At 35.8% G+C, this 23,802-nt stretch carries 26 protein-coding genes and 3 tRNA genes; 20 read left to right on the top strand and 9 right to left on the bottom strand.

The window, feature by feature from the left end:
• Window positions 1-75: 75 nt before the first annotated feature.
• The 4 genes from WC644_13165 to WC644_13150 are packed head-to-tail and all read left to right on the top strand — an operon-like array spanning window position 76 to window position 2,113.
• On the top strand, window positions 76-654 hold the full coding sequence (locus tag WC644_13165; GenBank protein ID MFA5012884.1) for a CDP-alcohol phosphatidyltransferase family protein: 579 nt from the start codon (window positions 76-78) through the stop codon (window positions 652-654).
• The gene (locus WC644_13160; GenBank protein MFA5012883.1) at window positions 654-1,022 is read left to right on the top strand and encodes an HU family DNA-binding protein; all 369 of its coding nucleotides are present in this window, start codon (window positions 654-656) and stop codon (window positions 1,020-1,022) included. The genes WC644_13165 and WC644_13160 overlap by 1 nt, the downstream gene beginning before the upstream one ends.
• A gap of 8 nt (window positions 1,023-1,030) precedes the next feature.
• On the top strand, window positions 1,031-1,462 hold the full coding sequence (ruvX, locus tag WC644_13155) for a Holliday junction resolvase RuvX (GenBank protein ID MFA5012882.1): 432 nt from the start codon (window positions 1,031-1,033) through the stop codon (window positions 1,460-1,462).
• A gap of 12 nt (window positions 1,463-1,474) precedes the next feature.
• On the top strand, window positions 1,475-2,113 hold the full coding sequence (locus WC644_13150) for an ATP-binding protein (protein MFA5012881.1): 639 nt from the start codon (window positions 1,475-1,477) through the stop codon (window positions 2,111-2,113).
• Between the two features lie 6 nt (window positions 2,114-2,119).
• Here the strand turns inward: WC644_13150 and ftcD are convergent, their stop codons facing one another.
• On the bottom strand, window positions 2,120-3,739 hold the full coding sequence (gene ftcD / locus WC644_13145) for a glutamate formimidoyltransferase (protein MFA5012880.1): 1,620 nt from the start codon (window positions 3,737-3,739) through the stop codon (window positions 2,120-2,122).
• Window positions 3,740-3,756: 17 nt separating this feature from the next.
• Window positions 3,757-4,605, bottom strand: coding sequence for an HAD family hydrolase (locus WC644_13140; protein MFA5012879.1), 849 nt, complete (start codon window positions 4,603-4,605; stop codon window positions 3,757-3,759).
• 192 nt (window positions 4,606-4,797) lie between these two features.
• On the opposite strand from WC644_13140, the gene WC644_13135 reads away from it, so the two are divergent.
• Together WC644_13135 and WC644_13130 are read left to right on the top strand one after the other, a co-directional pair.
• A complete protein-coding gene (locus WC644_13135; GenBank protein ID MFA5012878.1) occupies window positions 4,798-5,358 on the top strand; it encodes a YqgE/AlgH family protein in 561 nt (186 codons plus the stop codon).
• 80 nt (window positions 5,359-5,438) lie between these two features.
• A complete protein-coding gene (locus WC644_13130; protein ID MFA5012877.1) occupies window positions 5,439-6,065 on the top strand; it encodes a MarC family protein in 627 nt (208 codons plus the stop codon).
• A 13-nt stretch (window positions 6,066-6,078) separates the two neighbouring features.
• On the opposite strand, the gene WC644_13125 is transcribed toward WC644_13130, so the two are convergent.
• A complete protein-coding gene (locus WC644_13125) occupies window positions 6,079-6,921 on the bottom strand; it encodes a GNAT family N-acetyltransferase (protein MFA5012876.1) in 843 nt (280 codons plus the stop codon).
• A 174-nt stretch (window positions 6,922-7,095) separates the two neighbouring features.
• On the opposite strand from WC644_13125, the gene rplU reads away from it, so the two are divergent.
• Window positions 7,096-7,404 (top strand): 50S ribosomal protein L21, encoded by a 309-nt coding sequence (gene rplU / locus WC644_13120; GenBank protein ID MFA5012875.1) that lies wholly within the window; start codon window positions 7,096-7,098, stop codon window positions 7,402-7,404.
• 13 nt (window positions 7,405-7,417) lie between these two features.
• Window positions 7,418-7,672, top strand: coding sequence for a 50S ribosomal protein L27 (rpmA, locus tag WC644_13115; GenBank protein ID MFA5012874.1), 255 nt, complete (start codon window positions 7,418-7,420; stop codon window positions 7,670-7,672).
• Window positions 7,673-7,740: 68 nt separating this feature from the next.
• On the opposite strand, the gene mdh is transcribed toward rpmA, so the two are convergent.
• Genes mdh through WC644_13095 form a run of 4 tightly spaced genes read right to left on the bottom strand, consistent with a single transcriptional unit; the run spans window position 7,741 to window position 11,761 of the window.
• Entirely contained in the window at window positions 7,741-8,661 is a 921-nt protein-coding gene (gene mdh, locus WC644_13110; protein ID MFA5012873.1) for a malate dehydrogenase, read from the bottom strand.
• Between the two features lie 39 nt (window positions 8,662-8,700).
• The gene (locus tag WC644_13105) at window positions 8,701-9,117 is read right to left on the bottom strand and encodes an ATP-binding protein (protein MFA5012872.1); all 417 of its coding nucleotides are present in this window, start codon (window positions 9,115-9,117) and stop codon (window positions 8,701-8,703) included.
• A gap of 3 nt (window positions 9,118-9,120) precedes the next feature.
• The gene (locus WC644_13100; GenBank protein MFA5012871.1) at window positions 9,121-11,022 is read right to left on the bottom strand and encodes a hypothetical protein; all 1,902 of its coding nucleotides are present in this window, start codon (window positions 11,020-11,022) and stop codon (window positions 9,121-9,123) included.
• Window positions 11,003-11,761: an ABC transporter ATP-binding protein gene (locus WC644_13095; protein ID MFA5012870.1), complete on the bottom strand. Its 759-nt coding sequence runs from the start codon at window positions 11,759-11,761 to the stop codon at window positions 11,003-11,005. The genes WC644_13100 and WC644_13095 overlap by 20 nt, the downstream gene beginning before the upstream one ends.
• Window positions 11,762-11,947: 186 nt before the next feature.
• On the opposite strand from WC644_13095, the gene WC644_13090 reads away from it, so the two are divergent.
• The 3 genes from WC644_13090 (at window position 11,948) to WC644_13080 (ending at window position 13,466) form a co-directional block, all read left to right on the top strand.
• Window positions 11,948-12,019: transfer RNA gene (locus WC644_13090), tRNA-Arg, on the top strand.
• 251 nt (window positions 12,020-12,270) lie between these two features.
• Window positions 12,271-12,357: transfer RNA gene (locus WC644_13085), tRNA-Ser, on the top strand.
• Window positions 12,358-12,521: 164 nt separating this feature from the next.
• Window positions 12,522-13,466 (top strand): T9SS type A sorting domain-containing protein, encoded by a 945-nt coding sequence (locus WC644_13080; protein MFA5012869.1) that lies wholly within the window; start codon window positions 12,522-12,524, stop codon window positions 13,464-13,466.
• Between the two features lie 91 nt (window positions 13,467-13,557).
• Here WC644_13080 and WC644_13075 read toward each other — a convergent pair whose 3' ends face one another.
• The gene (locus WC644_13075) at window positions 13,558-14,364 is read right to left on the bottom strand and encodes an N-acetylmuramoyl-L-alanine amidase (GenBank protein MFA5012868.1); all 807 of its coding nucleotides are present in this window, start codon (window positions 14,362-14,364) and stop codon (window positions 13,558-13,560) included.
• Window positions 14,365-14,447: 83 nt separating this feature from the next.
• A tRNA-Met gene (locus WC644_13070) sits at window positions 14,448-14,520 on the bottom strand.
• 173 nt (window positions 14,521-14,693) lie between these two features.
• On the opposite strand from WC644_13070, the gene WC644_13065 reads away from it, so the two are divergent.
• The 9 genes from WC644_13065 (at window position 14,694) to metK (ending at window position 23,681) form a co-directional block, all read left to right on the top strand.
• On the top strand, window positions 14,694-15,443 hold the full coding sequence (locus WC644_13065) for an electron transfer flavoprotein subunit beta/FixA family protein (GenBank protein MFA5012867.1): 750 nt from the start codon (window positions 14,694-14,696) through the stop codon (window positions 15,441-15,443).
• A gap of 22 nt (window positions 15,444-15,465) precedes the next feature.
• Window positions 15,466-16,470: an electron transfer flavoprotein subunit alpha/FixB family protein gene (locus tag WC644_13060; protein ID MFA5012866.1), complete on the top strand. Its 1,005-nt coding sequence runs from the start codon at window positions 15,466-15,468 to the stop codon at window positions 16,468-16,470.
• A gap of 119 nt (window positions 16,471-16,589) precedes the next feature.
• Window positions 16,590-17,240 carry a bifunctional nuclease family protein gene (locus WC644_13055; GenBank protein MFA5012865.1) on the top strand — a complete coding sequence of 217 codons (651 nt, stop codon included), beginning with the start codon at window positions 16,590-16,592 and terminating at the stop codon, window positions 17,238-17,240.
• 5 nt (window positions 17,241-17,245) lie between these two features.
• The gene (locus WC644_13050) at window positions 17,246-17,803 is read left to right on the top strand and encodes a hypothetical protein (GenBank protein MFA5012864.1); all 558 of its coding nucleotides are present in this window, start codon (window positions 17,246-17,248) and stop codon (window positions 17,801-17,803) included.
• A gap of 56 nt (window positions 17,804-17,859) precedes the next feature.
• Window positions 17,860-18,609 (top strand): type III pantothenate kinase, encoded by a 750-nt coding sequence (locus tag WC644_13045; GenBank protein MFA5012863.1) that lies wholly within the window; start codon window positions 17,860-17,862, stop codon window positions 18,607-18,609.
• On the top strand, window positions 18,593-19,450 hold the full coding sequence (locus WC644_13040) for a DUF4905 domain-containing protein (protein ID MFA5012862.1): 858 nt from the start codon (window positions 18,593-18,595) through the stop codon (window positions 19,448-19,450). Before WC644_13045 ends, WC644_13040 begins: the two co-directional genes overlap by 17 nt.
• A gap of 31 nt (window positions 19,451-19,481) precedes the next feature.
• Window positions 19,482-19,901 carry a secondary thiamine-phosphate synthase enzyme YjbQ gene (locus WC644_13035; protein ID MFA5012861.1) on the top strand — a complete coding sequence of 140 codons (420 nt, stop codon included), beginning with the start codon at window positions 19,482-19,484 and terminating at the stop codon, window positions 19,899-19,901.
• A gap of 310 nt (window positions 19,902-20,211) precedes the next feature.
• Window positions 20,212-22,221: a (Fe-S)-binding protein gene (locus tag WC644_13030; GenBank protein ID MFA5012860.1), complete on the top strand. Its 2,010-nt coding sequence runs from the start codon at window positions 20,212-20,214 to the stop codon at window positions 22,219-22,221.
• A 314-nt stretch (window positions 22,222-22,535) separates the two neighbouring features.
• A complete protein-coding gene (gene metK, locus WC644_13025; GenBank protein MFA5012859.1) occupies window positions 22,536-23,681 on the top strand; it encodes a methionine adenosyltransferase in 1,146 nt (381 codons plus the stop codon).
• The last annotated feature ends 121 nt before the right edge of the window (window positions 23,682-23,802 follow it).

Raw genomic sequence — 23,802 nt, 5'->3', positions numbered from 1 at the left:
GATTCAAATTAAATTGTTTTTTAATAAAGTAATATAGTTTAATTAAATTTAAAATTTATTACTTTAACAATTGGATTGTTTAAACATATAATTAATGTATTGAATAAAGAGTTTTTTTACATATCAAATCAAATATCTTTATTGCGGATAATTCTTGTAATTCCCGTAATTTATTTTCTTATTAACCAGAATCACAATAACACAAACATAATTGCAGCTTTATTAATTGCAATGTACATATCCGACCTTTTAGACGGATACCTTGCACGAAAATTAAATCAAGTTTCTGAACTTGGTAAAATAATCGACCCGCTTGCTGATAAGATAGCAGTGGTAAGCATAGCAATTATTCTTTTCTTTCAGGGAAGGCTTGAAACATGGTTCTTTATTGTAGTTGTTGCAAGAGATGTTCTGATACTTGTTTTTGGGCTCTATCTAAAATCAAAAAGCAAGATTGTGTTGATGTCAAATTATCCTGGAAAACTTGCTGTGTTCAGCATCGGAATTATAGTGTTATTAGCAGTTTTTAACTATGAAAATTTTGAACTTTTAAAAAAAGCAATCAGTTATCTTTACTATATATCTGTATTTTTAATAATTTATTCTTTATATCTTTATTTTAGAAGATTTTACAAAATAATAGGAGATGCGTAATGGAGACAAACGGAAACTCTAAACCTTTGAGAAAAAAGAAAGAAAGGGTACCAACAAAAACGCGTAAAGATATTGAACGCAAACTTGAAGATAAACTTCTTGGGAAAAAAATAACTAAGAAGTTAATCGTGGACACTCTAATAGAGTCATTAAGAGAACTTATAACCGAAGCCAAGCCATTCGTAAGGCTTGAGATAAGAGATTTCGGAATTTTTGAGGTTAAAAGTACAAAGCCGAAACCAAAAGCAAGAAATCTGATTACCGGCGAGTTTGTTTACGTACCGGGAAGAAGAAAAATTCTTTTCAGACCGGGACGGTTGATAAAGAATTTTTTAAAAGAACCTTACGAAACGGATAAAAGCGAATAGCTGCATAATTGGAAACAAAGTACCTGGGTATCGATTACGGTTTGAAGCGAGTTGGTATTTCTGTTAGCGATAATTCGAAGAAATACGCATTCCAGCGTGATCATTTATTAAATGATAATAAATTTTTTGATAAGCTCCTGGAATTAATAAGGAAAGAAAGCATTTCAAAGATTGTTATTGGTTATCCGCTGAGATTTAACTCAGAAAAAACGCATTCAACTGAAGATGTAGAATCTTTCAGAGAAAAACTTTCATCTTTGCTCAGTAAAAACTCTCTCGATGCTGAACTTATTTTTTTCGATGAAAGGCTTACAAGCAGTCTTGCCTCATACAACCTCGAAAGTTCAGGATTAAGCAAGAAGAAAAGACAGAATAAAGGTCTCGTTGATTCTATATCGGCACAAATAATTCTTCAGGATTATATCGATTCTGTCTCTTAAACCTCACACAACATGGTTCTGGATATATTTACTCTCATTGAAGACGGCGAAAGCGAGACCGTTGAATTTAAAAGAAAATTTTCAACCTCACGGAAAATTGCAAAAGAAATGATTGCTTTTGCGAATACCAAGGGCGGATATATTCTTTTTGGAGTAGATGATGATAAATCCATATCCGGAGTGGAAAGCGAAAAATCTGAACTTGACCTTATTGAAACTGCTGCAAGGTTTTACTGTGAACCCGAAATAAAATATTCTACTGAAATAGTACCAGTTAAGTCGAAAGATGTAGTTGTGATTATAATACCCGAGAGCAACAAAAAGCCGCATAAACTCATTGATGAAAATGATAAGAAATCTGCAAGGGTTTATATCAGGTATAAGGACAAATCTATAATCGCATCAAAAGAAACAGCAAGCATACTAAAATTCTCAAATTTCGACAATTCTCCGCTTGTGATTAATCTTGGTGATGCAGAAAAGATACTTTTAAAGTATCTGGAAGAATATGACAAAATTTCGGTTAAGGAATTTAAGAAATTAGCAAATATTTCCGAAAGACGAGCGGGAAGAACACTCGTAAATTTAGTCCGGGCTGGAGTGATTAGACATCACAGTCTCGACGGAAAAGAATTTTTTACTAATGCTTAACTGGAATCAGACTCTCTTTTCAAGCAGCCTTTCAACCTGTTTCAGATTTTTTACTGCTCTATCGAGAATTTCATTTCCCTCATTCAATACTTCTGATTTATAATCCTCATCCTGAATCTGGGGTAAATTTATTTTTACGTTTTTGAAGGCACCCCATATTCCGGTTTCGAGACACTTCGCTCCAACCTCAAGGTCTGAAGCAGAAGAAAGATTTCCATACTTAGCCATTTCTTTCATGGAATCCCAGCACCCGTCCGCAGTTCTCATCACTTTTAAAGGTACTTCTACAGCTTTCTTAAGTCCATCCTGCATCATTTGATTCCTCGCTCTTTTCTCTTCCTCGGTGTTTTTAGGCAATCTCATCGCATTCATGTAATCATTAAATGCGTTCGTATCAGCGTCAATCATTAATATCAACTGCTTCATTGCAAAATGCAAAGGCGGTATAAATTTCCTCATCTTTGAATCGATATGCTCAAACTTCTTGCTGCCGTAACTCATCCATCCCATCATTGCACCAAGACCTGCACCGAGCGATGCCGCAAGTGCTGAGACACTTCCTCCGCCCGGAGCCGAGGTTCTTGCACCAACAAGCTCAGTAAAGTCTCGGACTGTCATGTTTGCGAGAGGTTCATTAACTTCTTCATCAAGCATGTATTCTATAATTCTCTTTTCAGGAATAAACTGTGAAATTGAAGAAAGTCCCATCCGTTCAATAACAAGTCTAATTTTCTGTTTTTCATCAAGAATAAAAAGATTTTCCCTTTCTATGTAATACTCAGCAGCCATAAGCATTGCTTCAAGAGGTATTAAACCAACAAGCTCGCTTCCTGCTGCGGCGATGTTAAGTTCTTTTGCATCCTTTACGCATTCTTCAAAAGCAACATGCGGGGGAGTAATTTTAAAGTTGTCAAGATTCATAGAAACCTGTGCCATGTTGTATTCGTTCACGTACCAGCCTATCGCTTTAACGGCACTCAATCTTCCCGGTTCATTATCACTCCTGCCCTGTTCGCGTATGTTAAGCGCTATCCTGTGTGCCTGCTCTTTTGTACCAAGAATATTTACGTTATAAGCTATCAGGAAGAATCTTACACCGGTTACTGTTGCACCGGATTTAGGAATAAACTCCTGCGGACCGAAATCCGGTTTCCATTCGGGTTTATAGATTTTATCTTTAATACCTTCATATTCACCTGAACGAATCTGCTTCAGCATCTTGCGTGCAGGGTTTGAAGAAGCTTCTTCGTATAGATACACAGGAATACCAAGTTCTTTCCCTACTCGTTCGCCGTATTTCTTTGAGCAATCTATACATTCCTCTATGCTGACGTTTGCCACAGGAACGAATGGACATACATCAACTGCTCCCATTCTCGGATGCTCACCGAAATGCTGCGTCATATCAATCAGTTCAAACGCTGTCTTAGCGAATTGAAAAGCAGCTTCTACAACAGATTCGGGGTCACCTACAAAAGTGAACACTGTTCTGTTTGTCGATTTTCCCGGGTCAACATCAAGAAGTTTAACTCCTTTTACCTTGCGTACAGATTCTGCACAAGCATCTATAATGCTTTGATTGCGCCCTTCTGAGATATTCGGAACGCATTCTACAATCTTTCTCATTTAAAATATAATTATATTTATTTTGAATCGTAAACCATTTTAAGAAACTCAGCTACCCCGTCTTCATCATTCGTTTTCTCGGTTACATAATCAGCCATCAACTTCAATTCTGCAACTGCATTCTGAAGTGCAACGTTGAATCCGCCGTATTCGAATAGAACCCGGTCGTTGAACCAGTCCCCTATCACAGCAACCTGGTTCTTATGATAACCAAGATGTTTAACAAGCTTGTGAATTCCCGTTTTCTTCGATGTCCCGGATTTTCTGACTTCAAGATGATAAACTCCAAGTTTTGAACTCGAACGGAAATATTTTGCAGTGTGAAACAACTTCCATGGAAAATTTATTTTCTTCTGTATATACCGTACAACACTTTTTTCATTTCCCATCATTATTATCTCAAGAATGTTGTCGGTGTATTTATCGTATGAATCTACAAGCCTGTAATCTGCACCGAGCCTGTACATAAAGTCTCGAAGTACTGAATTGCTTTCAGTAAAGACAATCTCATCCTCATGTACCAGAGCTATTCTAACAAAATACTTTTCGGCAAAATCCATTGCCTTTTTAACAATTTTTGGATCTACAATAGATTTGGAAAGTATATTGCCTTTAATGTCTTTTATGAGTGCCCCGTTTATTGAAATTATAGGTATGTCAATACCAAGTTCTTCAGCAAAACCGGTTACCGATGAGTGAATTCTTTGGGTTGCGAATGTGATTTTAACGTCTTTTGCCGCAAGTTTTTTTACAAGGTCTTTTGTTTCTTCACCTAACTCATTCTGGCTGTCTGCTATCGATCCGTCAACATCTGATACGATAAGCTTAATTTTCTTAAGTCTATCGTTTATTTTGTCATTGGGCATTAAAACGATTAATTTTATTTATTATATTTATGGAGAAATTGTTTAATTGGTAATTTAGCTATTTAAATTAACTTTTAAAATCTAAAACAGCATCAGAAATTAGCGGCTTCAAAACATCTAACTTTTTGAAATACCATTAAAATACCTGTTTTATTACATTCAGAAATTAAAGTTTTTTTAATATATTAATGCATGGGACATAAAGAATCAAAAGTTGATGCAGGAAAAATATTAATCTCCGCACCTCATTTGTCGGATTTCTTTTCACGAACCGTTATAGTCTTGACTGAATATAACGAAAACGGTTCTCTGGGATTTGTTATAAACAGACCGGTTGAAGGAAAACTAAGTGAATTAGTCGAAGACTTTCCCGAATTTGATGCAAAGGTAATGCTCGGTGGTCCTGTAGAAACTGAGATTGTTAATTTCATTCATAGAGCGGGTGATATTATCGAAGGAGGTCTTGAGATTTGTGATGGTATTTTCTGGGGAGGAAATTTTAATACGCTTAAACTTCTCGCTGAATCAGGTAGTCTGAATCCTCGTGACTTTATTTTCTTTCTCGGATATTCAGGATGGAGTGCCGGACAGCTTGACGGCGAACTTCGGGGAAATACATGGATTGTAACTGAATCAGAGGCTGACCTAATTTTCGACTTAGAACCCGATAAAATCTGGGCTGAAACTCTTAAAAGAATGGGCGGTGAGTACAACACTATTGCAAGCTTCCCCGTCGACCCCTCTGTTAATTAATCTTAATGTGATTAATTATATTCTAACTCAAATCTTATTAGTATTTTTGGTATATTATTTGTTTATAAATTGAAAATCTTATGGAAGTATTTTTACATTCTGCTTCGATAGCTTTTATAACTCTGTTCCCGCTCGTAAATCCTGTTGGCGGTGTTCCGCTTTTCTGCACTTTAACTGCTAACAGCGACGAAGCGTACCGGAGACAAATGTCACTAAAAACAGCGATAAGCGTCATTGCTATCCTTGTAGTATTTCTTTTTATGGGTAAACTTCTTCTTGAATTTTTCAATATAAACCTCGCTGTGCTTAAAGTAGCCGGTGGTTTGATTGTTGCGCATACAGCCTGGGAAATGGTCACGAATAAGAGTAAGCTTTCAACAGATGAAACCCGGGAACTGAATGAAAAGCAGGATATTTCATTCACTCCTATGGCTATGCCCGTCCTCAGCGGTCCCGGCTCTATTGGTGCTGCTATCGGTCTAACATCCGCAAAGTCAATCACTTCTATCGATTACTACCTTGGATTTTGTATAGGTATTTTTTTAATAGGCGTTATCGTTTATGTTCTGCTGATTCTATCTACTAAACTTTTTAAGATTCTCGGTAATACGGGTATTGGCGTTCTTAGCAGGATAATGGGATTCTTCATACTCGCTATAGCTGTTCAGCTTATTTACGAAGGTATTATTTCTTTGAAATTGCTGTAGAATAGTTTTAAATTTAACCAAGCTCAAACGTTGTAACACCAAATACGTTATTAACAGGTACATCCGGAATGTACTTGTTGTACATCCTCACTGTTTCAAATACTTTTTTCATGTACATCTTTTCACATATTCTAATGGCTCGCTTGTTAACAGCCGGTACATCAAGATAGAACTTTTCACCTATGGGTATGGATTTTAACAGGTCAGTAATTATTGCTTCAGCTGTATTTTTGTCGTCAGCAAATACGGGTCCTATCTTATAACCGCTGAAACATTCCCTGATTACTCCAAAACCTGTTGCTTTGCTTCCGTGTAATTTCACTTTAACCGCTTTTGCATTCTTGAACCAGACTTTTAAAAAACCTCTCCTGTCAGATAGAAAATGTTTGTTGTCATAAGAGTTTAGTTCATCGAATAAACTCTCATCAAAATCAACAGTTTTATCGAAACCCGAAACAACATTATTCAATCCTTCAAACCTAATGTTTTTATACGCCAGTTTAAAGCCCGACCTTTCATAGTTTTGTTGCTGTGCAAGTACACCATCTAATCCAATATTGATATCGCATGCGTACTCGAGTGCATTGTCCCAGATTTTTATCCCATACCCATGTTCTCTGTATTCACTGCGGACTATATAAAATCCCATAAAAGCAAAATTATCGTCATATTTCACGCATGAAATCGTTGCTATTGGAGTGTTATCGAGTAGACCGACGAAAAAACCCCTATTATCTGATTCCCAAAATGACATTATGTCATTCAAACCCGGATTCCAGCCCTCTTTTCTCGCATAATCCGTAAAAATACTCAACTCGTGTAATGCTGCATTTCTTACTACATATTTACCGTTCATGCTTATTTATGTTTAAAATTTATGATTGCCGATAAATATCTCGATTTTTGGAATTAATTTCCATTTACTAAAGATTTTGATTCTTTATTTTTATTATACGGGGATTTATATATGTTTTGAAATTAAGGTCTAAAATTGTTATATTGAATGTTTTATAAATCATAATATCGAAAAATGTTTGCAATCGTTGACATAAAAGGCTCACAATACAAGGTTCAGGAAAAACAGACTCTATTTATACCTAAAGTTTCAGGTGAAAAAGGTGCTAAAGTTAATTTTGACAAGGTTCTTATTTTTTCCCCCGACGCTAAAGCTATCGAAGTAGGAACTCCTATGTTGAATCATAACGTTGAAGCTACAATTTTAGACCATGTAAAAGATGAAAAGATTATCGTTTTCAAAAAGAAAAGAAGAAAAGGCTATAAGGTTAGAAAAGGTCATAAACAACAGTACACAAAAGTTCAAATTGATAAAATAAATTAATAAATTATAAGTTATGGCACATAAAAAAGGATTAGGCAGCTCTAAAAACGGCCGCGATTCAAACTCTCAGAGACTCGGTGTTAAAAAGTTCGGCGGAGAAGTTGTTAAAGCAGGAAATATTCTTGTCAGACAAAGAGGAACAAAATTCATTCCTGGAAAAAACGTTGGCCTCGGTAAGGATTACACAATTTTTGCTTTAATTGACGGCAAGGTAAAATTCACCGATAAACAGGGAAGAAAAATTCTTAACGTACTACCGGTAGAATAAGAGCAATTTGTTTTTATATATAAAAAAGCCCGCTTATATCGGGCTTTTTTGTTATCTGAATTGTATTTTTAACTTACTACTTTTAACATCGATTTCACATCGTTTGCCGACTTATCAAGTGCGGCTTTCTCTTCATCAGTGAGCTTCAACGGAACAATTTCTTCCATCCCCTGTGCACCTATCTTTATCGGCACTCCGAGACATATATCATTATAACCAAATTCACCCTGCAGATAAACACATCCTGCCATTATCCACTTCCTGTTGTTTACGATTGCGTCAATCATCTGTACCGTAGATGCCGCTGGTGCGTAATATGCACTTCCTGACTTAAGTAGTTTTACGATTTCTGCACCGCCGTTTCTTGTCCTTTCTATCAATGTCTCAATCCTGTTCTTAGGCAGTAAGTCTGAAAGTGGAATACCCGCAACGGTTGTGTACCTGATTAACGGCACCATAGAATCGCCGTGTCCGCCAAGAACTATTGCATTTATGTTTTCAATTGAAACATTCAGTTCCATACATATGAAAGCTTTTAAACGAGCCGTATCAAGTACACCTGACATTCCTATAACCCTGTTCCTCGGAAAATGACTGTTTACAAACGATACGTAGGTCATCGCATCAAGCGGATTCGAGACTACTATAATAATTGCATTAGGTGAGTACTTTACTATCTCCTTCGTGGCATTCGAAACAATTTCAGCATTAATGTTCAAGAGGTCATCCCTCGACATACCCGGCTTTCTTGGAAGACCCGCTGTGATTACAGCAATATCAGAATTTGCAGTAAGTTCATACGTATTAACACCGTGTATTTTTGTGTCAGAATACTGTATTGCAGCAGATTGATAGATATCAAGTGCTTTGCCCTGAGGCACTCCTTCTACGATATCAAGCAGTACAACATCGTTTGCCAAAGCTCGGTCAACGATTATTTGTGCGGCTGTTGCTCCAACATTACCGGCACCAACGATTGTAATTTTCATTTTTAATTATTTTAATTTAATAAAAATATTTTATAATAATTACTTTTTTATCACTATCCTCAGTTTAACAGTGGTTCCGCTTTCGCACGTCTTGCACTCATATCCGTCAGTCAGTGATTTCATTATAAATATTCCCCTTCCGTGGTCCTTATAAAGATTGTTATTCTTCGTAGGATCGGGCACATCGCTCGTATTAAAACCCGTTCCTTCATCTTTTATTATTAGCTCTACAGAATTTTCTTCCTCAAAGATATCAACATATACCCTTTTATCCTTAGACTCTTTATTACCGTGAACAATCGCATTCATCAGTGCTTCCGAAACAGCAATGTGAAAATTTACAAACCTTTCCTGGTCTATTTTATAGAACTCATTCAGCGTAAATAGCAGATTTTCAAGTTTACTAATCTCGCTTCGCTTGCTTTGCAATATAAGACTTCCTTTATGCAATTTCACTTCCTATATATTCCAAATAATTTTTAAAACAAGATTCTCTGACGTAAGTACATCAGGACTATCGCTTACTTCTACCCTGTCTAATCCGCCAAGCAAAAAAATACTTGAATTATTTTTCATATTCACTATAATTCCGGCAAACGGTCCGTATGTACTCTGCGTCCTTTTTAAAATTTTATCCGTTCTTTCGTACGTATAAAATCTTCTTATATAGTGCCTGTAGCCCAGATAAAACTTAATAAATCCCTGCGTTTCATAGTTTATGCTCGTTCCGAGCGTTCTCTCATCATAATATGCAAGCGGCTTTACGGAAAAATTATCCTCATTAAACTGTCCCTGCTCGTACAGTTTAAGCTCGCCAAATAAACCGACATATACTTTCTTTGTAATGTTTATCTCAGTAGAATCAAGCAGATATAGCTGCCTGTATGAGAAACTCTGCACCTGAGATACTATATCTTCGTACTTGTAAACAGTGTAATTTGAAAGTACCTGAAAAAAGTTCTTCGTTGTAACACCTTCAGCAGGTTTAAATATACTGTAAGACCCAAGTTTATAAACTCTGTTGGAATTATTATTCGAACTCTTCTCCTTGAAAATATAATTTAAAATCGAAGAATTATATTCAAAAGAGGTTTCTAATAAAAAATTTTTAAAGTTATAATACCTGTGGGTTATCATACCGTTCAGCAAAAGCTCATCTCTATCGTCGTAGTTAATATCACTGTTAGTATCGTATCTCAGCATGGATGTCGCCCCCTGTACCCTTAACGTATGAGTGTTTGTAAGATTATACATCACCTCCATGTAAGCCGTAGCCGTCTTACTATTATTGTTCTTGTCCTTTTCAATTTTCTCAATTTCAGTCCTCTGCACTGCCGGCAAATAATCCGTGTTCATTGGCTCATGGTCTTCTGTCCTTTCTGTGTAAGAAACATTCAGTCTTGTACTCAATGACTTCAGTCGGTATTCTGCCTCAAATCCCGCTCTCAGTGAATTTTCTCTTATGTTATTATCATAAACACTCTCTGTCAGGATTCCAGAGCTGGTTGGTTTAAACTTATATTGGTTTTTTATATTCTTCAGAAAAAACATTCCCTGTATTTTTATCCTTAAATCTCTGTTAAAACTGTAATCAAGGTCATCACTCACAAGAACATAATCTTCAAGTCTTGACTGTATATTATTAATCACCCCGTAATTATCAGTTATACTCTTTGTCGCAGGTGTGTAGAAGTCCGTCCGAAGCGTAAATGCCCGTAAAGTACCGCTGTTTCTCGCATTCTCAGAAAATACCTTGTCAACGGTTGTGTTTAAATCATAGTTGTAATTTGTTCTCTCGGAAAATTTATCGAGAGACATATATATGCTGCCCGAAGAAATAAAATCGGATATATTCAGATTTCTCAATCTTGATTCAAGTATCCCCGAAAATCCGGTATTGTATACTCCTATCTGCTTCTCGTCTTTAATCCCAAATTTTGTATTAACATAAAACTCCTCAGTAGGCAAATAATCTAAACTTGTAAAGAAAAAATTTGAGTATCCGTTCGATAAATCAAGCTGCTGATTTGAATATACAATCTTACTCGTCGCTCCTGCTCCCGCATAAAAATTCCTCGCAAAATTGTAACTCGAACTAACTTCAAGATTGTTGTTATCGTTGGAAAAGTTTTCTGTGAACTTTGTTACTGAGGAGTTATATACATTGCGGACAGTAAACATCATACTCTTTATTTTCGTCTTTACCGACAATGTAGCAAAGAAATTTGCCGCATTCATATCATTGTTAAAATCCGTTGTGAAAAAATTGCTCGAATCTTTTAGTGATAAAAGAGCCTGCGGCTTTACACTCGGACAAAGGAAAAATGTTAAAAGAAAGATATTAATCAAATATCTCGTCATACGAAAATTCTTTCCTTGAACTTGTTTCTCTCATATCTCGAAATATATTTTCCAATGACTTGAAATCGTTATTTGACTTGAGCTCTTCTTTTGATGAATTTATTTTAATCCTTCCATTCTCTATGATAATTACTCTGTCGCTTACCTTCTCCATTATATCAAGTAAATGAGAACAGTAGAAGATTGTCTTTCCTCGTTTTGCGAGTTTCGAGATTATATCCTGAAATGTTATTATCGAATATGCATCAAGACCGTTAAGCGGCTCGTCAAGTAGTAGAATATCAGGATTATGCAACAGGGCAGATACAATCAGCACCTTTTGTTTGTTCCCTTTTGAGAGCTTGCCGATTGATGAATTTAAAAAATCCTTAAATTCAAACAACTCAGCAAAATAATCTACTCTTCGTAAGAATTTGCTTTCTTCAATTTCCCTTACATCTTTTAAAAAATCAAAATACTCAGTCACCCTCAATGAATTGAATAATTCAGGAGTCTCGGGAACGTAACCTGTTATGGATTTAATCTTCAATGCGTCATTAGGAAGCTTGTAATCGTTTATTAAAACCTCCCCGTCGTCGAATGTAACCACACCGCACAAAATTTTTAGCGTTGTGGATTTACCCGCTCCATTAACGCCAATGTAACCAGTTATCTCAGATGGATTAACATCAAACGATACGCCGTTCAGAGCTTCAATCCCGCCCTCGTAAGTTTTCTTTAAGTTTGTAATTTTTATCATAACTCTAAAAAGCAAAATAGAATTTTTCCATCAAAAATGAAGTTCCTTTATTAATATTATTGGCTATAGAAGAATAATTATAAAGTGTCGATAATTCCTGCTAAACTATTTATCATAATAGGATTTAATAAAACTTTTAAAAACACTATCTTTATTATTATTTAAAATCTATACGGGTTTAATAAAGCCCCCGTAGGCTAATGGATAAACCCTCTGACTACGGATCAGATATTAGAGGTTCGAATCCTCTCGGGGGTACTAACTTTTTTACCGCGACTTCATCAAATCAGAATTAGTCCTTTTTTTCATAAATCACATCATTAATTATACCTTTTTACATTAATTTTTATTCTAAGTGCGCTGAAAGTGCGCATAAAGTGCGCATAAAGTGCGCATATTTTGTACCATAATAATTCTAATTCACACATTCTTGCTGCTCTCGCTGCTCTTGATTTCATTGTAACTTAATCAGAATATGGGTAATTTAATTAATTAGATAATAAAATTACGGAGAGGTGGCTGAGTGGTTGAAAGCGGCGGTCTCGAAAACCGTTATAGGGGCAACTCTATCGAGAGTTCGAATCTCTCCTTCTCCGCAACGAAATTTTTAATCCATTTCAATTCACACGTCAAAATTTAATCTTGTGATGAATTTCATTTCAGCACTTATATTATATACAAAAACCCAAATTAGATTTTACTTGCGTTTCTTCATATTTTTGATTACGTTCCGTTAAGTATAAATAAAACTGGGGGCAATATGTTAGTAAATCTAAAACATTCAATAGTTTTTGTTTTTATTTTAACAGCTGTCGTTATTTCATTTAACGGAAGTTTAAACTCTGAAACAAATAACACTGCTGCTCTTAATCCAAATCTTTTAGACACAATCACAATTCAAGCTAATCCTGGTCCTTCAAACAACGGTGGTTCTTCAAACTGGGCAATGTTCTTTGACCTGATTGCTGGGTCAAGAAATATTAGTGTCACTCAAATGACAACTGGAAACACTGCTTCAGCCTCGGGAGGTTTCAATGTTGAAGTGTTTACCAGAAATGGTACAGCATTAGGAGGTCCGGTGGGCTCTGGTCCGGGAAGTTCCTCAGACGGATGGACTTCGCTCGGAATTGTAACGGTAACTCAAGGTCCTACAACCAACGGTGTATCGCTTGTATTTACCCTTCCTACTATATCAGTACTTGCTTTTGATACAGTAGGGGTAGCAATTAAATTTATGGGTGCAGGACCGAGATATTTTGGTACAGGAACACCGCCATACAGTACGTATGCAGATACTAATCTCACATTAATAACAGGTGACGGCCGTTCTGCACCTTTTACTCCATCTGGAAGCTGGTTTGCATCCCGTGCTATGGTCGGAGAAATTCGTTATGTAATAAGTCCGGTGACATCATTAGGAAATACAGGAAATGTATTGCCAAGTAATTTTAAGCTGGGACAAAATTATCCGAATCCCTTTAATCCTGTCACAAGGATTCAATATTCCATTCCTGAAAATTCATTTGTAACTTTAGTTGTTTTTGATTATTTGGGAAGAGAAGTACAAACATTATTCAACGGAGTTAGAACTGCAGGCATTTATGAGGCTTCGTTCAATGGAAGTTCCCTGTCAAGCGGAGTATATTATTATAGACTAACTGCTGAAAAATTTACAGATACGAAGAAAATGATTCTAACGAAATAAATTTGTGTAAAATTAAATCAAAGCCGGATGGTTTTTCCGGCTTTTTTTATTCTACTGCTTTAATAAGCTATTAATAAATTATTATATTTGTTTAATTCATTAATGAGTTTTCAAAGTCATAATCCATTTTGAAGTATCTGATTGCCTTAAAAACTGACTTTGCAATTTCGGTTTGACCTTTATCTGATTTAAGGTATTCTTCATCAGACTTGTTAGAAAGGTAGCCGCACTCAACGAGTACAGAGGGCATTGAAGCACTCAACAGCACCCAAAATCCTGCCTGAAAAACTCCTCTGCTCGGCAGTTTGCATCCTTTTATCATTTCAGTTTCTATAATACTTGCAAATCTGTTGCTGTACCTCTGGTATGTTTGCTGAAAAATAGATGCAAGTATTTTTCTCTGCTCAATGAATGCTGAATCTGGTTTTTCGGATTTTGCGATGAACATGTTTTCATCATAAGTAATATTCTTTGCTTCATCAACACGAGCTAAATCGAGAACGTATATTTCGAAACCGCTTTTATCATTTTCTTCAATCTTTTTTGCGTTGCAATGTATGCTTACGAAAAGATTGCCCCCTTCACTGTTTGATATGGTTCCTCTTGTCTTAAGTTCTATAAATTCATCGCTGTCTCTCGTCATAATAACTTTTATATCTGTGTATTCCTTGCTTAAATAATCCCTTATCTTCTGTGTTATTGGTAAAACTATATTTCTTTCATAAACACCTGTCGTTCCAATTGTACCCGGGTCCTTGCCGCCGTGCCCCGCATCAAGTATTACCGTGAATATCTTTTTATCACTCCTTTCTTGTGGTACGGACTTGTCTGTTACTAAAAACAAAATCGTAATTATGAGAACAGCAGCAGGAATAAATATGTAATAATATTTCTTCATACGGTAATTTAAATAAATCTTTTTAAATAATCATCATAAATAAAAAAGTCCGAAACACTATCAGCATTTCGGACATATCTTTGTAGCGGGAGCAGGACTTGAACCTGCGACCTTCGGGTTATGAGCCCGACGAGCTACCAACTGCTCCATCCCGCGATATTTTTTAATATACTCAGATTTTACATTATTTTCAATGTATCTTTCACCATCTAATCTTGCAGCTTAAAGTCACATTTACTCATACTCTTTAATCTTTTTCAATGTCTTTATTGAATTTTAAAATATAAATTAATGTTAAAATAGTAATTTTATAAATTTAATCTGGAATTATGAAAATTGTAGTTTGTGTTTCAACCGTACCCGATAGTACTACTAAAATTAAGGTCGGTGGAAACTCTAAATCAATCGATGAATCAGGTGTTACGTTTATCATTAATCCTTACGATGAATTCGCCGTTGAAGAAGCAGTTCAGCTTAAAGAGAAAAATGGAGGAGAAGTTATTGCCGTTTCTTTTGGTACTGATAGAGCAAAAGAAGGTATAAAGAAAGCTTTTCAAATGGGTGCTGATAAGGGTATTCTGATAAAATCTGCCGTCAATGATTTTGATTCATTCACAGTATCTAAGAATCTTGCTATGGTTTTAAAGGAAATTAATCCTGATATCGTTCTTTTTGGCAAACAGTCTATCGATTTTGACGGACTTCTTGTCCCCAAAATGACTGCTGAATTCTTAAATCTGCCCTCAGTCAACGTAGTAACTAAACTTGAAATTAATGGTCAGGATGTCGTAGTTGAACGTGAAATTGAAGGCGGTAAGGAAATCCTGAAATCTAAATTGCCTGTCGTTATTGGAACTCAAAAGGGTATTAATAATCCTCGATATCCAAACCTTAAAAGTATTATGGCTTCAAAGTCTAAACCTATTGAAGAAAGATCCCCGGTTGATGAACCATCCAAATCAGTAGTAACAGATATGAAACTTCCGGACGCAAAAGGCAGTGGAAAAATATTTACAGACGGCGTTGCAAACGTCCCCGAACTCGTCAGACTTTTACGTGAAGAAGCTAAAGTAATTTAAACCTTTAAAATATAATTCTATTATGAGTAAAATATTAGTATTCGCAGAAACAAAAGATAATAGTTTTAAATCAAATGCTATTGAAGCAGTATCCGCTGGGAAAATGCTTTCCGATAAACTCGGCAAAGAATTTTCAGTTATAACGATTAATAATGCATCAGACGAACAGCTGAAAACTCTCGGTAAATATGGTGTTTCAAAAGTTTATCAAATTGGATTAGATGACCTGAACTCCAAAAGCGGGATTTCTGACATAAAGTATTCTCATGGCTCTTTCGCAGCTGCAATCAGTAGTTTTGCAAAAAACAACGATTATGATATTATCTTATTATCCGCCACTTCTTTCGGAAAGGAAATCGCACCTTCCGTTGCTGCTAAAACTGACTCTGCAATTATAACTGATTGCACTGAGTTTGCTTTCGATGAAAGTTCTGTCTCATTTAAAAGACCCGCGTATGCCGGTAAATGCTATACTTTTGTGAAATCCGAAACAGAAAAAATTGTCGCTACTATTAGGCCGAACGTATTTAAAGCTGTTGAAAATAGTAATGATACTGCAATTGAAAAAATTTCTTCCGATTCACTTGGTATCACTGCTGGTGATTTTGGGGCGTACGTATCAGATGTCTCAATAGCCTCAGGCAAGCTCGATGTAGCTGAAGCAGACATAATTGTCTCAGGAGGAAGAGGACTTAGAGGTCCCGAGAATTTCAATCTTATTGAGGACCTTGCATTAGTGCTCGGTGCAGCTACAGGTGCCTCACGCGCTGTTGTTGACGCAGGATGGAGACCTCACGGCGATCAGGTCGGACAGACTGGTAAGACCGTCTCCCCGAGTCTGTACATTGCTTGTGGTATAAGCGGCGCTATCCAGCACCTTGCAGGTATGTCATCATCAAAATTCATTGTTGCTATTAATAAAGATAAAGACGCTCCAATCTTTCAGGTTGCAGATTACGGTATAATCGGTGATGTTTTCGAAGTTCTGCCTGCATTGACTGAGGAGATTAAAAAACTTAAAAACTGAGTATTTTTGCTATTCACGATGTGCCTTTAAATTAATCTCGTTTAGCTGTAATTTGATACAGAATTATGAAACATTTTTGACGTTTTGAGTGTAATAATATTAAAGAAAGTATGTAATAAATGAATTATAATGATTTAATAAAAGTTGAACTTGCTGGTATTCCGGTTTCATCTGCAATAAGCGGTGGAGGTTACGCTCTCCTGCTTAAAGAAGTTGATGGCGAAAGACGGATCCCGATAATTATTGGCCATTTTGAGGCTCAGGCAATTGCATTTGAACTCGAGGGACTAAAACCCCCTCGTCCACTTACTCATGAACTTATAAAAAACTTACTGGAAGTACTATCATACAGAATTGAAAGCGTTGTTATAAATGAACTTCGTGATTCTACTTTTTTTGCTAAATTGATACTGGACTCCGAAGAAATCGACCCGCTCGACGCAAGACCTTCGGACGCTATAGCACTTGCTATGAAATTTAATGCACCGATTTACGTCGCAAAAGAAGTCATGGATGAAATTGGGTTTGTTCCAAAAATAAACATTCAAAACGAAGAACCTGACCTTGATGATTTAGATTCAAACGATATCTCCGAATTTGAGGAGAATACGTCTGATGACAGCCATAAGAATTATAAAACAGCAACTAAAGAGGAAAAACTAAAGAAACTACAAAATGACCTTGAGGATGCGGTTAATGACGAAGATTATGAAAGAGCTGCTGAACTTAGGGATCAGATAAAGAAAATTGAAATTTCTAATTTAAACTAATTATAATGAAACTAAAATTAATTCTCTCATCTCTCACCATCTTAATTTTATTTTCCACAGGGTATTCACAGAACAGATTAAATAACATTGAAGGTACTGATTTCATGATTTCGAAATCTTTTAGCACTTTACCCCCTTCATCAAAGATTGCACTTGGCGGCGGTTTTGGACCTTCTTTTATCGTTCAGGGCAGTACAGGTCTGACAATTAACTTTTTTGCCGAAATTAAAACAGAGAGTTTTTCTCTTTTACCGCAGGTTAATTATTGGAAAGCAGGCGATCAGAATAATTTTGAAGTCGCCGGCCTTATGCGTCTGAAGTTTAAGACTACTTCCCTCGTACCTTACGTCGATGGAGGAATAGGTGTAAATTTTTTAACTCAGAAAATTCTTGGTGTATCTGAAAACTTAACTAAAGTTGGTCTTGATCTCGGAGGAGGTATTGAATTTCCGGGTATCGGTCCGACGATTTCGCTCTACGTTGACGGAAAGTATAAAATTATAATTAGTGAACCTAATATAAGCGGATACTTCCTAACCGGCGGTATTAAATTCGATATGTAATCTGATTAAATTTATTATTATTTTTCGGGGGACAAAAGTCCCCTTTTTATTTTAAAATGAATTATCTTCTTATCGATATAGGCAACACAAGAATTAAATGCTCGCTTTCTGCTGACGGGAAAATGAGTTCACCGGAATTGTTTACGTATGAAAAGGAAATGTTTAGAAAACATTTCAGGGTATTATTAAATCGATATAAAGGACGGTTTGACGAAGTTTATGTTTCTTCGCTGAATAAGAACTTTAATAAAATTATTAAAACTATTATTTCTGACTTCAAGGTTCGGTTTATCATAGCGAAATCATCATTGCCGATAAGATTTGATTATGCAAAAACTCTTGGCAGCGATAGAATATGCTCTGCTGTCGGAGCATATTCGAAATATCGTAAGCATAGAAACATTCTCGTTATAGATTTAGGTACTGCAACAACTTTTAACATAATTTCTAACGGAATATACAGGGGCGGAATGATTTCGGCAGGTATAAAAACTGCTTCCGAAGCGTTGCTCAAAAAAACAACTCTTCCGAATGTAGTATTAAACAGCAGGACAAATCTTGTTAATAGAACTACAAAAAGTGCTGTAATCTCCGGTTTGATTCTACAGCAAGTTTTTTTCATAGAAAAATCAATCGAAGAGTACAGAAAATTGTTTGAAAGATTATTTGTCGTAATCACGGGCGGAGGCTCCGAGATTTTTGGAAATAAAATAAAAGGAGTCAATAAAATCGAACTCCACCTCGTTCTCGAAGGTTTAAACATATTAGCAACATATAATTCGAAATGCAATGAAACTATTCGATAAAAATAAACTGAAACCTGAATGGGTGTTCAATCAAAATGGAAACCTTTGGAAATTTATCTTCGGGGGTAATGACTTTATAGCCGGTGAAACGCGCGACCTTGAGAAGAAGTTGTTGTATCTTTTCTCTGTAAGTATAAAGGATGGCAGGAAACACATGTCTAATTTTACCTTCGAAGAAGGAAATTATTGGATATCGGTTGAAGGTGCGACATCAAAGATTCTTTATCTGAATAGATTTGAAAGACCCGAGATCCCATACCATAAAAACATTATTGCTCTCGATATATTGACCGGTAAGAAATTATGGGAGAATGAAGATTATCAGTATTTCTTTTCAACTGAAGAAAAACTTTTTGGAATTAAACAGAATTTCGATAAAACTGAAAGTTCTGAAATAAATATCTTTGACGGTAAAACTATTAGTGTTTTTTCTGAAAATGAATATCCCGAACTGCTCAACTTAAAAAGGAAATCCGATAATGATCTATACAATGAACAATACGATTATCCGAGGTCATTAACAAAATTTCCACCTGATAAAAATATTATAAACCTGATAAATCATGAAATATACGGTTCAGAAGGGGATACAGAGTATCTAATAAAAAATGACTATTTGATATTTAATTATTATAAAAAAACTGGGACAGATATTAAAGATATTATCCGTAATTACTATCAAAACATATTTTGCATTTTTGATATATCTAAAGGAAAAAAAATATACTCGGACATTCTTAACAAGCAGTCAGGTTATAATGTACCGGATAATTTTTTCTGCAGAAATGATTTTATTTATTATCTGAGGGAAAAGAAAGATATAGTTGCTCTAAAATTATAATTATAATAGATTACTTTAACTATCAACTAACATGACATTTTTTGAAGAAATAATTATATCCTCAAAAGGTAACTGTGATATCAAAAATATCACTGAGGAAACATCGTCAATATTAGAAAAATCAGGAATAAAGAACGGCATAGTCATATTGTTTGCCGTTGGTTCAACAACCGGTTTGACTACATTAGAATATGAACCCGGACTTCTTAAGGACTTACCAAAACTAATGGATAAAATTATCTCTCCGGCAGGAATTTATAACCATAACGATACATGGGGTGACGGTAATGGTCATTCTCACCTTCGATCAGCTCTGATAAAAACCGATTTGACTATACCTGTTTATAATTCTGAAATGACTCTCGGTACATGGCAGCAAATTGTTTTCATGGATTTTGATAATCGACCTCGTACTCGCAGAATTGCAGTCCAAATCATCGGCGAAAAATAATATTTGTCTCTTCAGGTTATACACCACATTCATATTTACGGATTCTTTAATTCACGAATCATTTAGTATATTTACGATACCTATTTATAAAAGTATATTTATCCACCTCCTGCTCCCTTAATCCTATACCTGCTCCCTTACCTTATACCTGCCCTCTGCACCCCGCTTATCGCTGTTCTAATTTCTTTATCTATAAATTTTTAATCTCTATACCCTATACTCTATCACATACACCCATATCCCCCGTCCCAAATTCTTATCTTTCATATTTATTTCCAATTCACTAACTTGACAAAAAATTTTATCAAAAATGATTAAAAGCATTCTGTTTGCAGTTATCCTGATTTCTGCTGTTGTGTTTTTCTTGTATTCAATAAAAAATTTCATTTCTTACCTAAGTCTTGGCAAAAAGGAATACCGGCTTAACAACATTAAGCAAAGAATTATCAACACTTTAAACATTGCTTTTCTGCAGACAAAACTCTTTAGGAGTAAACTTGCAGGATTTTTACATTTTTGTATCTATTGGGGATTCCTGATTCTTTCACTCGTTATTCTTGAATCTGTGATCGAAGGTTTCTTCCCGAATTTTTCATTTAGTTTTCTCGGCAGGTTTTACTCTGTAATTACTTTTACACAGGATTTCTTTGGGGCTCTCGTTTTCTGTGTCGTACTTTTTTCATTACTCCGCAGATTCATCGCAACACCTAAACGTCTGCAGGTGGAGACCTCATCGCGTAACGATGCTGTATTTATTCTCCTCATGATTCTTATGATTATGATTACAATGTTCGGGGCAAATGCAGAAAGAATTCTTCTTGGACAATCTCATGGTTACAGACCTGTTTCAACATTTCTGGCAGGGTTGTTTTCAAGTGGTAGTTTGACATTGTATGATATTTACTGGTGGATGCATAATTTAATCGTACTTGTGTTCCTGAACTATCTGCCTTATTCAAAACATTTCCATGTGCTGTCGTCAGTCCCGAATACATTCTTATCTAACTTTAGGATTGATAAAAAGAATGTTCTTAAACCTATTAATTTTGAGGACGAATCTCTTGAACAATACGGTGCAAAGGATATTGAAGATTTAACATGGAAACAGCTCCTCGACGGATACACTTGCACTGAATGCGGTAGATGTACAGAAGTATGCCCTGCAAATTCTACCGGCAAACTACTGAATCCGAAGAAGATAGTTACAAAAATTCGTAAGAGAACTATGGCGAAAGGTCCTTTGGTTGTCAATAAAATTGAAAACAATCCTGAACTTGAAAAGACCTTGGTTCACGATTATATTACTAAAGAAGAACTGTGGGCTTGCACGACGTGCGCTGCTTGCATGGAAGAATGTCCTGTTATGATTGATCACGTTACTTCTATTGTTGAACTCAGACGCAACCTCACTATGATGGAATCTGATTTTCCTCAGGAATTGAATACAGTTTTTAAGAATCTGGAAAATAATGAATCACCTTGGGCATTCCCCCCTGAACAGCGTAATGATTGGATTGATGAGTTCTCGGAGGAAATAATGAAAGAAGGGAAAGAACTTAAACTAAAGAAACTAAGCAGCATTGGTTCAGCTGATAGTTTAGACGTACTTTTCTGGGTTGGATGTGCAGGTGCTTTTGATAACCGTTATAAAAATGTTACTAAGTCATTCGCAAAAATTCTTAACAGTGCTGGAGTAAATTTTGGTGTTCTCGGCAGTGAGGAGAAATGCAACGGTGATACTGCACGAAGACTTGGTAACGAATTCCTTGCTCAGCAATTTATGCAGCAAAACATCGAAACATTTAAACGTTATAATATTAAAAAAGTTGTTACCGCTTGTCCTCACTGTCTGCATTCGTTAAAGAATGAATACTCGCAGTTTGGTGTTGACCTTGAAGTTACACATCATACGGACTATATAAATAAACTGATATCTGAAGGTAAAATTAATACTAAAAATAAAACAGATGAGAAATACACATATCATGATTCCTGTTACCTTGGCAGATATAATAATATTTACGATGCTCCCCGCAATTCTTTAATGAACGTTCCGGGTCTCGAGATAGTTGAGATGAAACGGTCAAAAGATAAAGGATTCTGCTGCGGTGCTGGAGGCGGGAGAATGTTTATGGAAGAAACTGAAGGAAAACGGGTTAATATCGAAAGAATAGAAGAAGCACTTGCAACGAATGCTGCTACAATTGCATCAGCTTGTCCTTTCTGTATGACGATGCTCACTGACGGTATTAAGGAAAAAGGTAAAACCGAAGAAGTAAAAATAAAAGATGTCGCCGAAATAATCGCTGAAAGCCTGTAAGTCATTTTACGAATAAAACTGTTTTCAATGAATGATGAATGTTGTCAGTAGTTTACAGGTAGTCGTGATACTTATATAATCTGTTTTGCGTCTTCATATTCGCCTTGAAACTATATAGCAATCCTGCAGCAGACAGACACCTTTACTTGTATAAAACTTCTCAGTTCTTGTTATTAATAAACGTAAACCTATTTCAGCACAAGCGACTATCATCTACCTTCCAATCTCTCTTTTCAACTGATAATTAATATTATTTTAATTATTTTCTTTGAATATTAAAAAATTAATTTATAAATAATAAGAAGGGAAAACCAATGTCTTACTTTTTTACGTCCGAATCCGTTAGTGAAGGACATCCGGATAAAGTATGTGATCAAATATCTGATGCAATTCTCGATGATATATTAAAACATGATCCGACAGCCAGAGTTGCCTGCGAAACTTTCTGCGCAACAGGCTTGGTTCTGGTTGGAGGCGAAATAACAACCAAACATTATGTAGATGTTCCTAAAGTCGTACGCAAAGTTGTTCAGGAAATTGGATACACAAAGGGTGAATATAGGTTCGATTACCATTCAATAAATGTGATGTCTGCTATTAACACACAATCTCCGGATATAGCAATGGGTGTCAATACTGGCGGTGCTGGAGATCAGGGTATGATGTTTGGATATGCGACGAATGAAACGAAAGAGTTTATGCCAATGACTCTTGTATTCTCTCATAACCTCGTAAAAAGACTTGCAGATATCAGGAAAAAACAGCCAAAACTTATGCCTTATCTCAGACCCGATTCAAAGTCACAGGTTACTATAGAATATGGAAATGACAATAAACCTAAACGAGTCGAAGCTGTGGTTGTTTCAACTCAACATGATGGATATGTTTCACAGAAGAAAATAAAAGAGGACGTAATTAAATACGTCATCAAAAAAGTTATTCCTGCACGACTTCTTGATAAAAATACCAAGATTCATGTCAACCCAACCGGTAAGTTTGAAATAGGCGGTCCTCACGGCGATACTGGTCTCACTGGTAGAAAAATTATCGTCGATACGTACGGCGGTAAAGCCCCTCACGGCGGAGGTGCTTTCTCCGGTAAAGATCCTTCAAAAGTTGACAGAAGCGCGGCTTATGCATCAAGACACATTGCAAAAAATATCGTCGCTGCAAAACTCGCTGATGAGTGCCTTATTCAACTTTCTTACGCTATCGGAGTTGCACAACCCGTATCTATCTTCGTTAATACATTCGGTACAGGAAAAATATCCGACGAAAAACTTGCTGACATTATTAGAAAGAATATTGACCTTACTCCGGCTGGAATCATTCGCAGACTTGACCTCAGAAAACCGGTATACAGAAACACAGCTGCCTACGGACATTTCGGAAGAAATGAAAAGGGATTCACATGGGAAAAACTTGACTTGATTAACAAACTCAAAAAACTTGTTAAATAATTTAACAGGAAATTTATTATTCTCAAAAACCCGTTGACTTAACGGGTTTTTTATTTTTTACAAGCACATTTTAAAATTTGCTTTGTTAATTCTATGTATTTTTCATAATTTGATAGAACAT

It is taken from the genome of Ignavibacteria bacterium (genome assembly GCA_041649015.1).
Classification (GTDB): Bacteria; Bacteroidota; Ignavibacteria; order Tepidaquicellales; family Tepidaquicellaceae; genus CAIKZJ01.
The sequence above is the reverse complement of the archived record's forward strand: the minus strand, read 5'-3'. Positions and strand labels throughout refer to the sequence as shown.

Excerpts from the sequence above, each read along its gene's own strand:
- WC644_13150 (MFA5012881.1), top strand. The coding sequence starts at position 1,475 with ATGGTTCTGGATATATTTACTCTCATTGAAGACGGCGAAAGCGAGACC.
- WC644_13030 (MFA5012860.1), top strand. The coding sequence starts at position 20,212 with ATGATTAAAAGCATTCTGTTTGCAGTTATCCTGATTTCTGCTGTTGTG.
- WC644_13060 (MFA5012866.1), top strand. The coding sequence starts at position 15,466 with ATGAGTAAAATATTAGTATTCGCAGAAACAAAAGATAATAGTTTTAAA.
- WC644_13050 (MFA5012864.1), top strand. The coding sequence starts at position 17,246 with ATGAAACTAAAATTAATTCTCTCATCTCTCACCATCTTAATTTTATTT.
- WC644_13140 (MFA5012879.1), bottom strand. The coding sequence starts at position 4,605 with ATGCCCAATGACAAAATAAACGATAGACTTAAGAAAATTAAGCTTATC.
- metK (MFA5012859.1), top strand. The coding sequence starts at position 22,536 with ATGTCTTACTTTTTTACGTCCGAATCCGTTAGTGAAGGACATCCGGAT.
- WC644_13080 (MFA5012869.1), top strand. The coding sequence starts at position 12,522 with ATGTTAGTAAATCTAAAACATTCAATAGTTTTTGTTTTTATTTTAACA.
- WC644_13130 (MFA5012877.1), top strand. The coding sequence starts at position 5,439 with ATGGAAGTATTTTTACATTCTGCTTCGATAGCTTTTATAACTCTGTTC.
- WC644_13065 (MFA5012867.1), top strand. The coding sequence starts at position 14,694 with ATGAAAATTGTAGTTTGTGTTTCAACCGTACCCGATAGTACTACTAAA.
- WC644_13055 (MFA5012865.1), top strand. The coding sequence starts at position 16,590 with ATGAATTATAATGATTTAATAAAAGTTGAACTTGCTGGTATTCCGGTT.
- rpmA (MFA5012874.1), top strand. The coding sequence starts at position 7,418 with ATGGCACATAAAAAAGGATTAGGCAGCTCTAAAAACGGCCGCGATTCA.
- ftcD (MFA5012880.1), bottom strand. The coding sequence starts at position 3,739 with ATGAGAAAGATTGTAGAATGCGTTCCGAATATCTCAGAAGGGCGCAAT.
- WC644_13095 (MFA5012870.1), bottom strand. The coding sequence starts at position 11,761 with ATGATAAAAATTACAAACTTAAAGAAAACTTACGAGGGCGGGATTGAA.
- WC644_13160 (MFA5012883.1), top strand. The coding sequence starts at position 654 with ATGGAGACAAACGGAAACTCTAAACCTTTGAGAAAAAAGAAAGAAAGG.
- WC644_13035 (MFA5012861.1), top strand. The coding sequence starts at position 19,482 with ATGACATTTTTTGAAGAAATAATTATATCCTCAAAAGGTAACTGTGAT.
- WC644_13100 (MFA5012871.1), bottom strand. The coding sequence starts at position 11,022 with ATGACGAGATATTTGATTAATATCTTTCTTTTAACATTTTTCCTTTGT.
- WC644_13135 (MFA5012878.1), top strand. The coding sequence starts at position 4,798 with ATGGGACATAAAGAATCAAAAGTTGATGCAGGAAAAATATTAATCTCC.
- WC644_13075 (MFA5012868.1), bottom strand. The coding sequence starts at position 14,364 with ATGAAGAAATATTATTACATATTTATTCCTGCTGCTGTTCTCATAATT.
- mdh (MFA5012873.1), bottom strand. The coding sequence starts at position 8,661 with ATGAAAATTACAATCGTTGGTGCCGGTAATGTTGGAGCAACAGCCGCA.
- rplU (MFA5012875.1), top strand. The coding sequence starts at position 7,096 with ATGTTTGCAATCGTTGACATAAAAGGCTCACAATACAAGGTTCAGGAA.
- WC644_13045 (MFA5012863.1), top strand. The coding sequence starts at position 17,860 with ATGAATTATCTTCTTATCGATATAGGCAACACAAGAATTAAATGCTCG.
- WC644_13040 (MFA5012862.1), top strand. The coding sequence starts at position 18,593 with ATGAAACTATTCGATAAAAATAAACTGAAACCTGAATGGGTGTTCAAT.
- WC644_13125 (MFA5012876.1), bottom strand. The coding sequence starts at position 6,921 with ATGAACGGTAAATATGTAGTAAGAAATGCAGCATTACACGAGTTGAGT.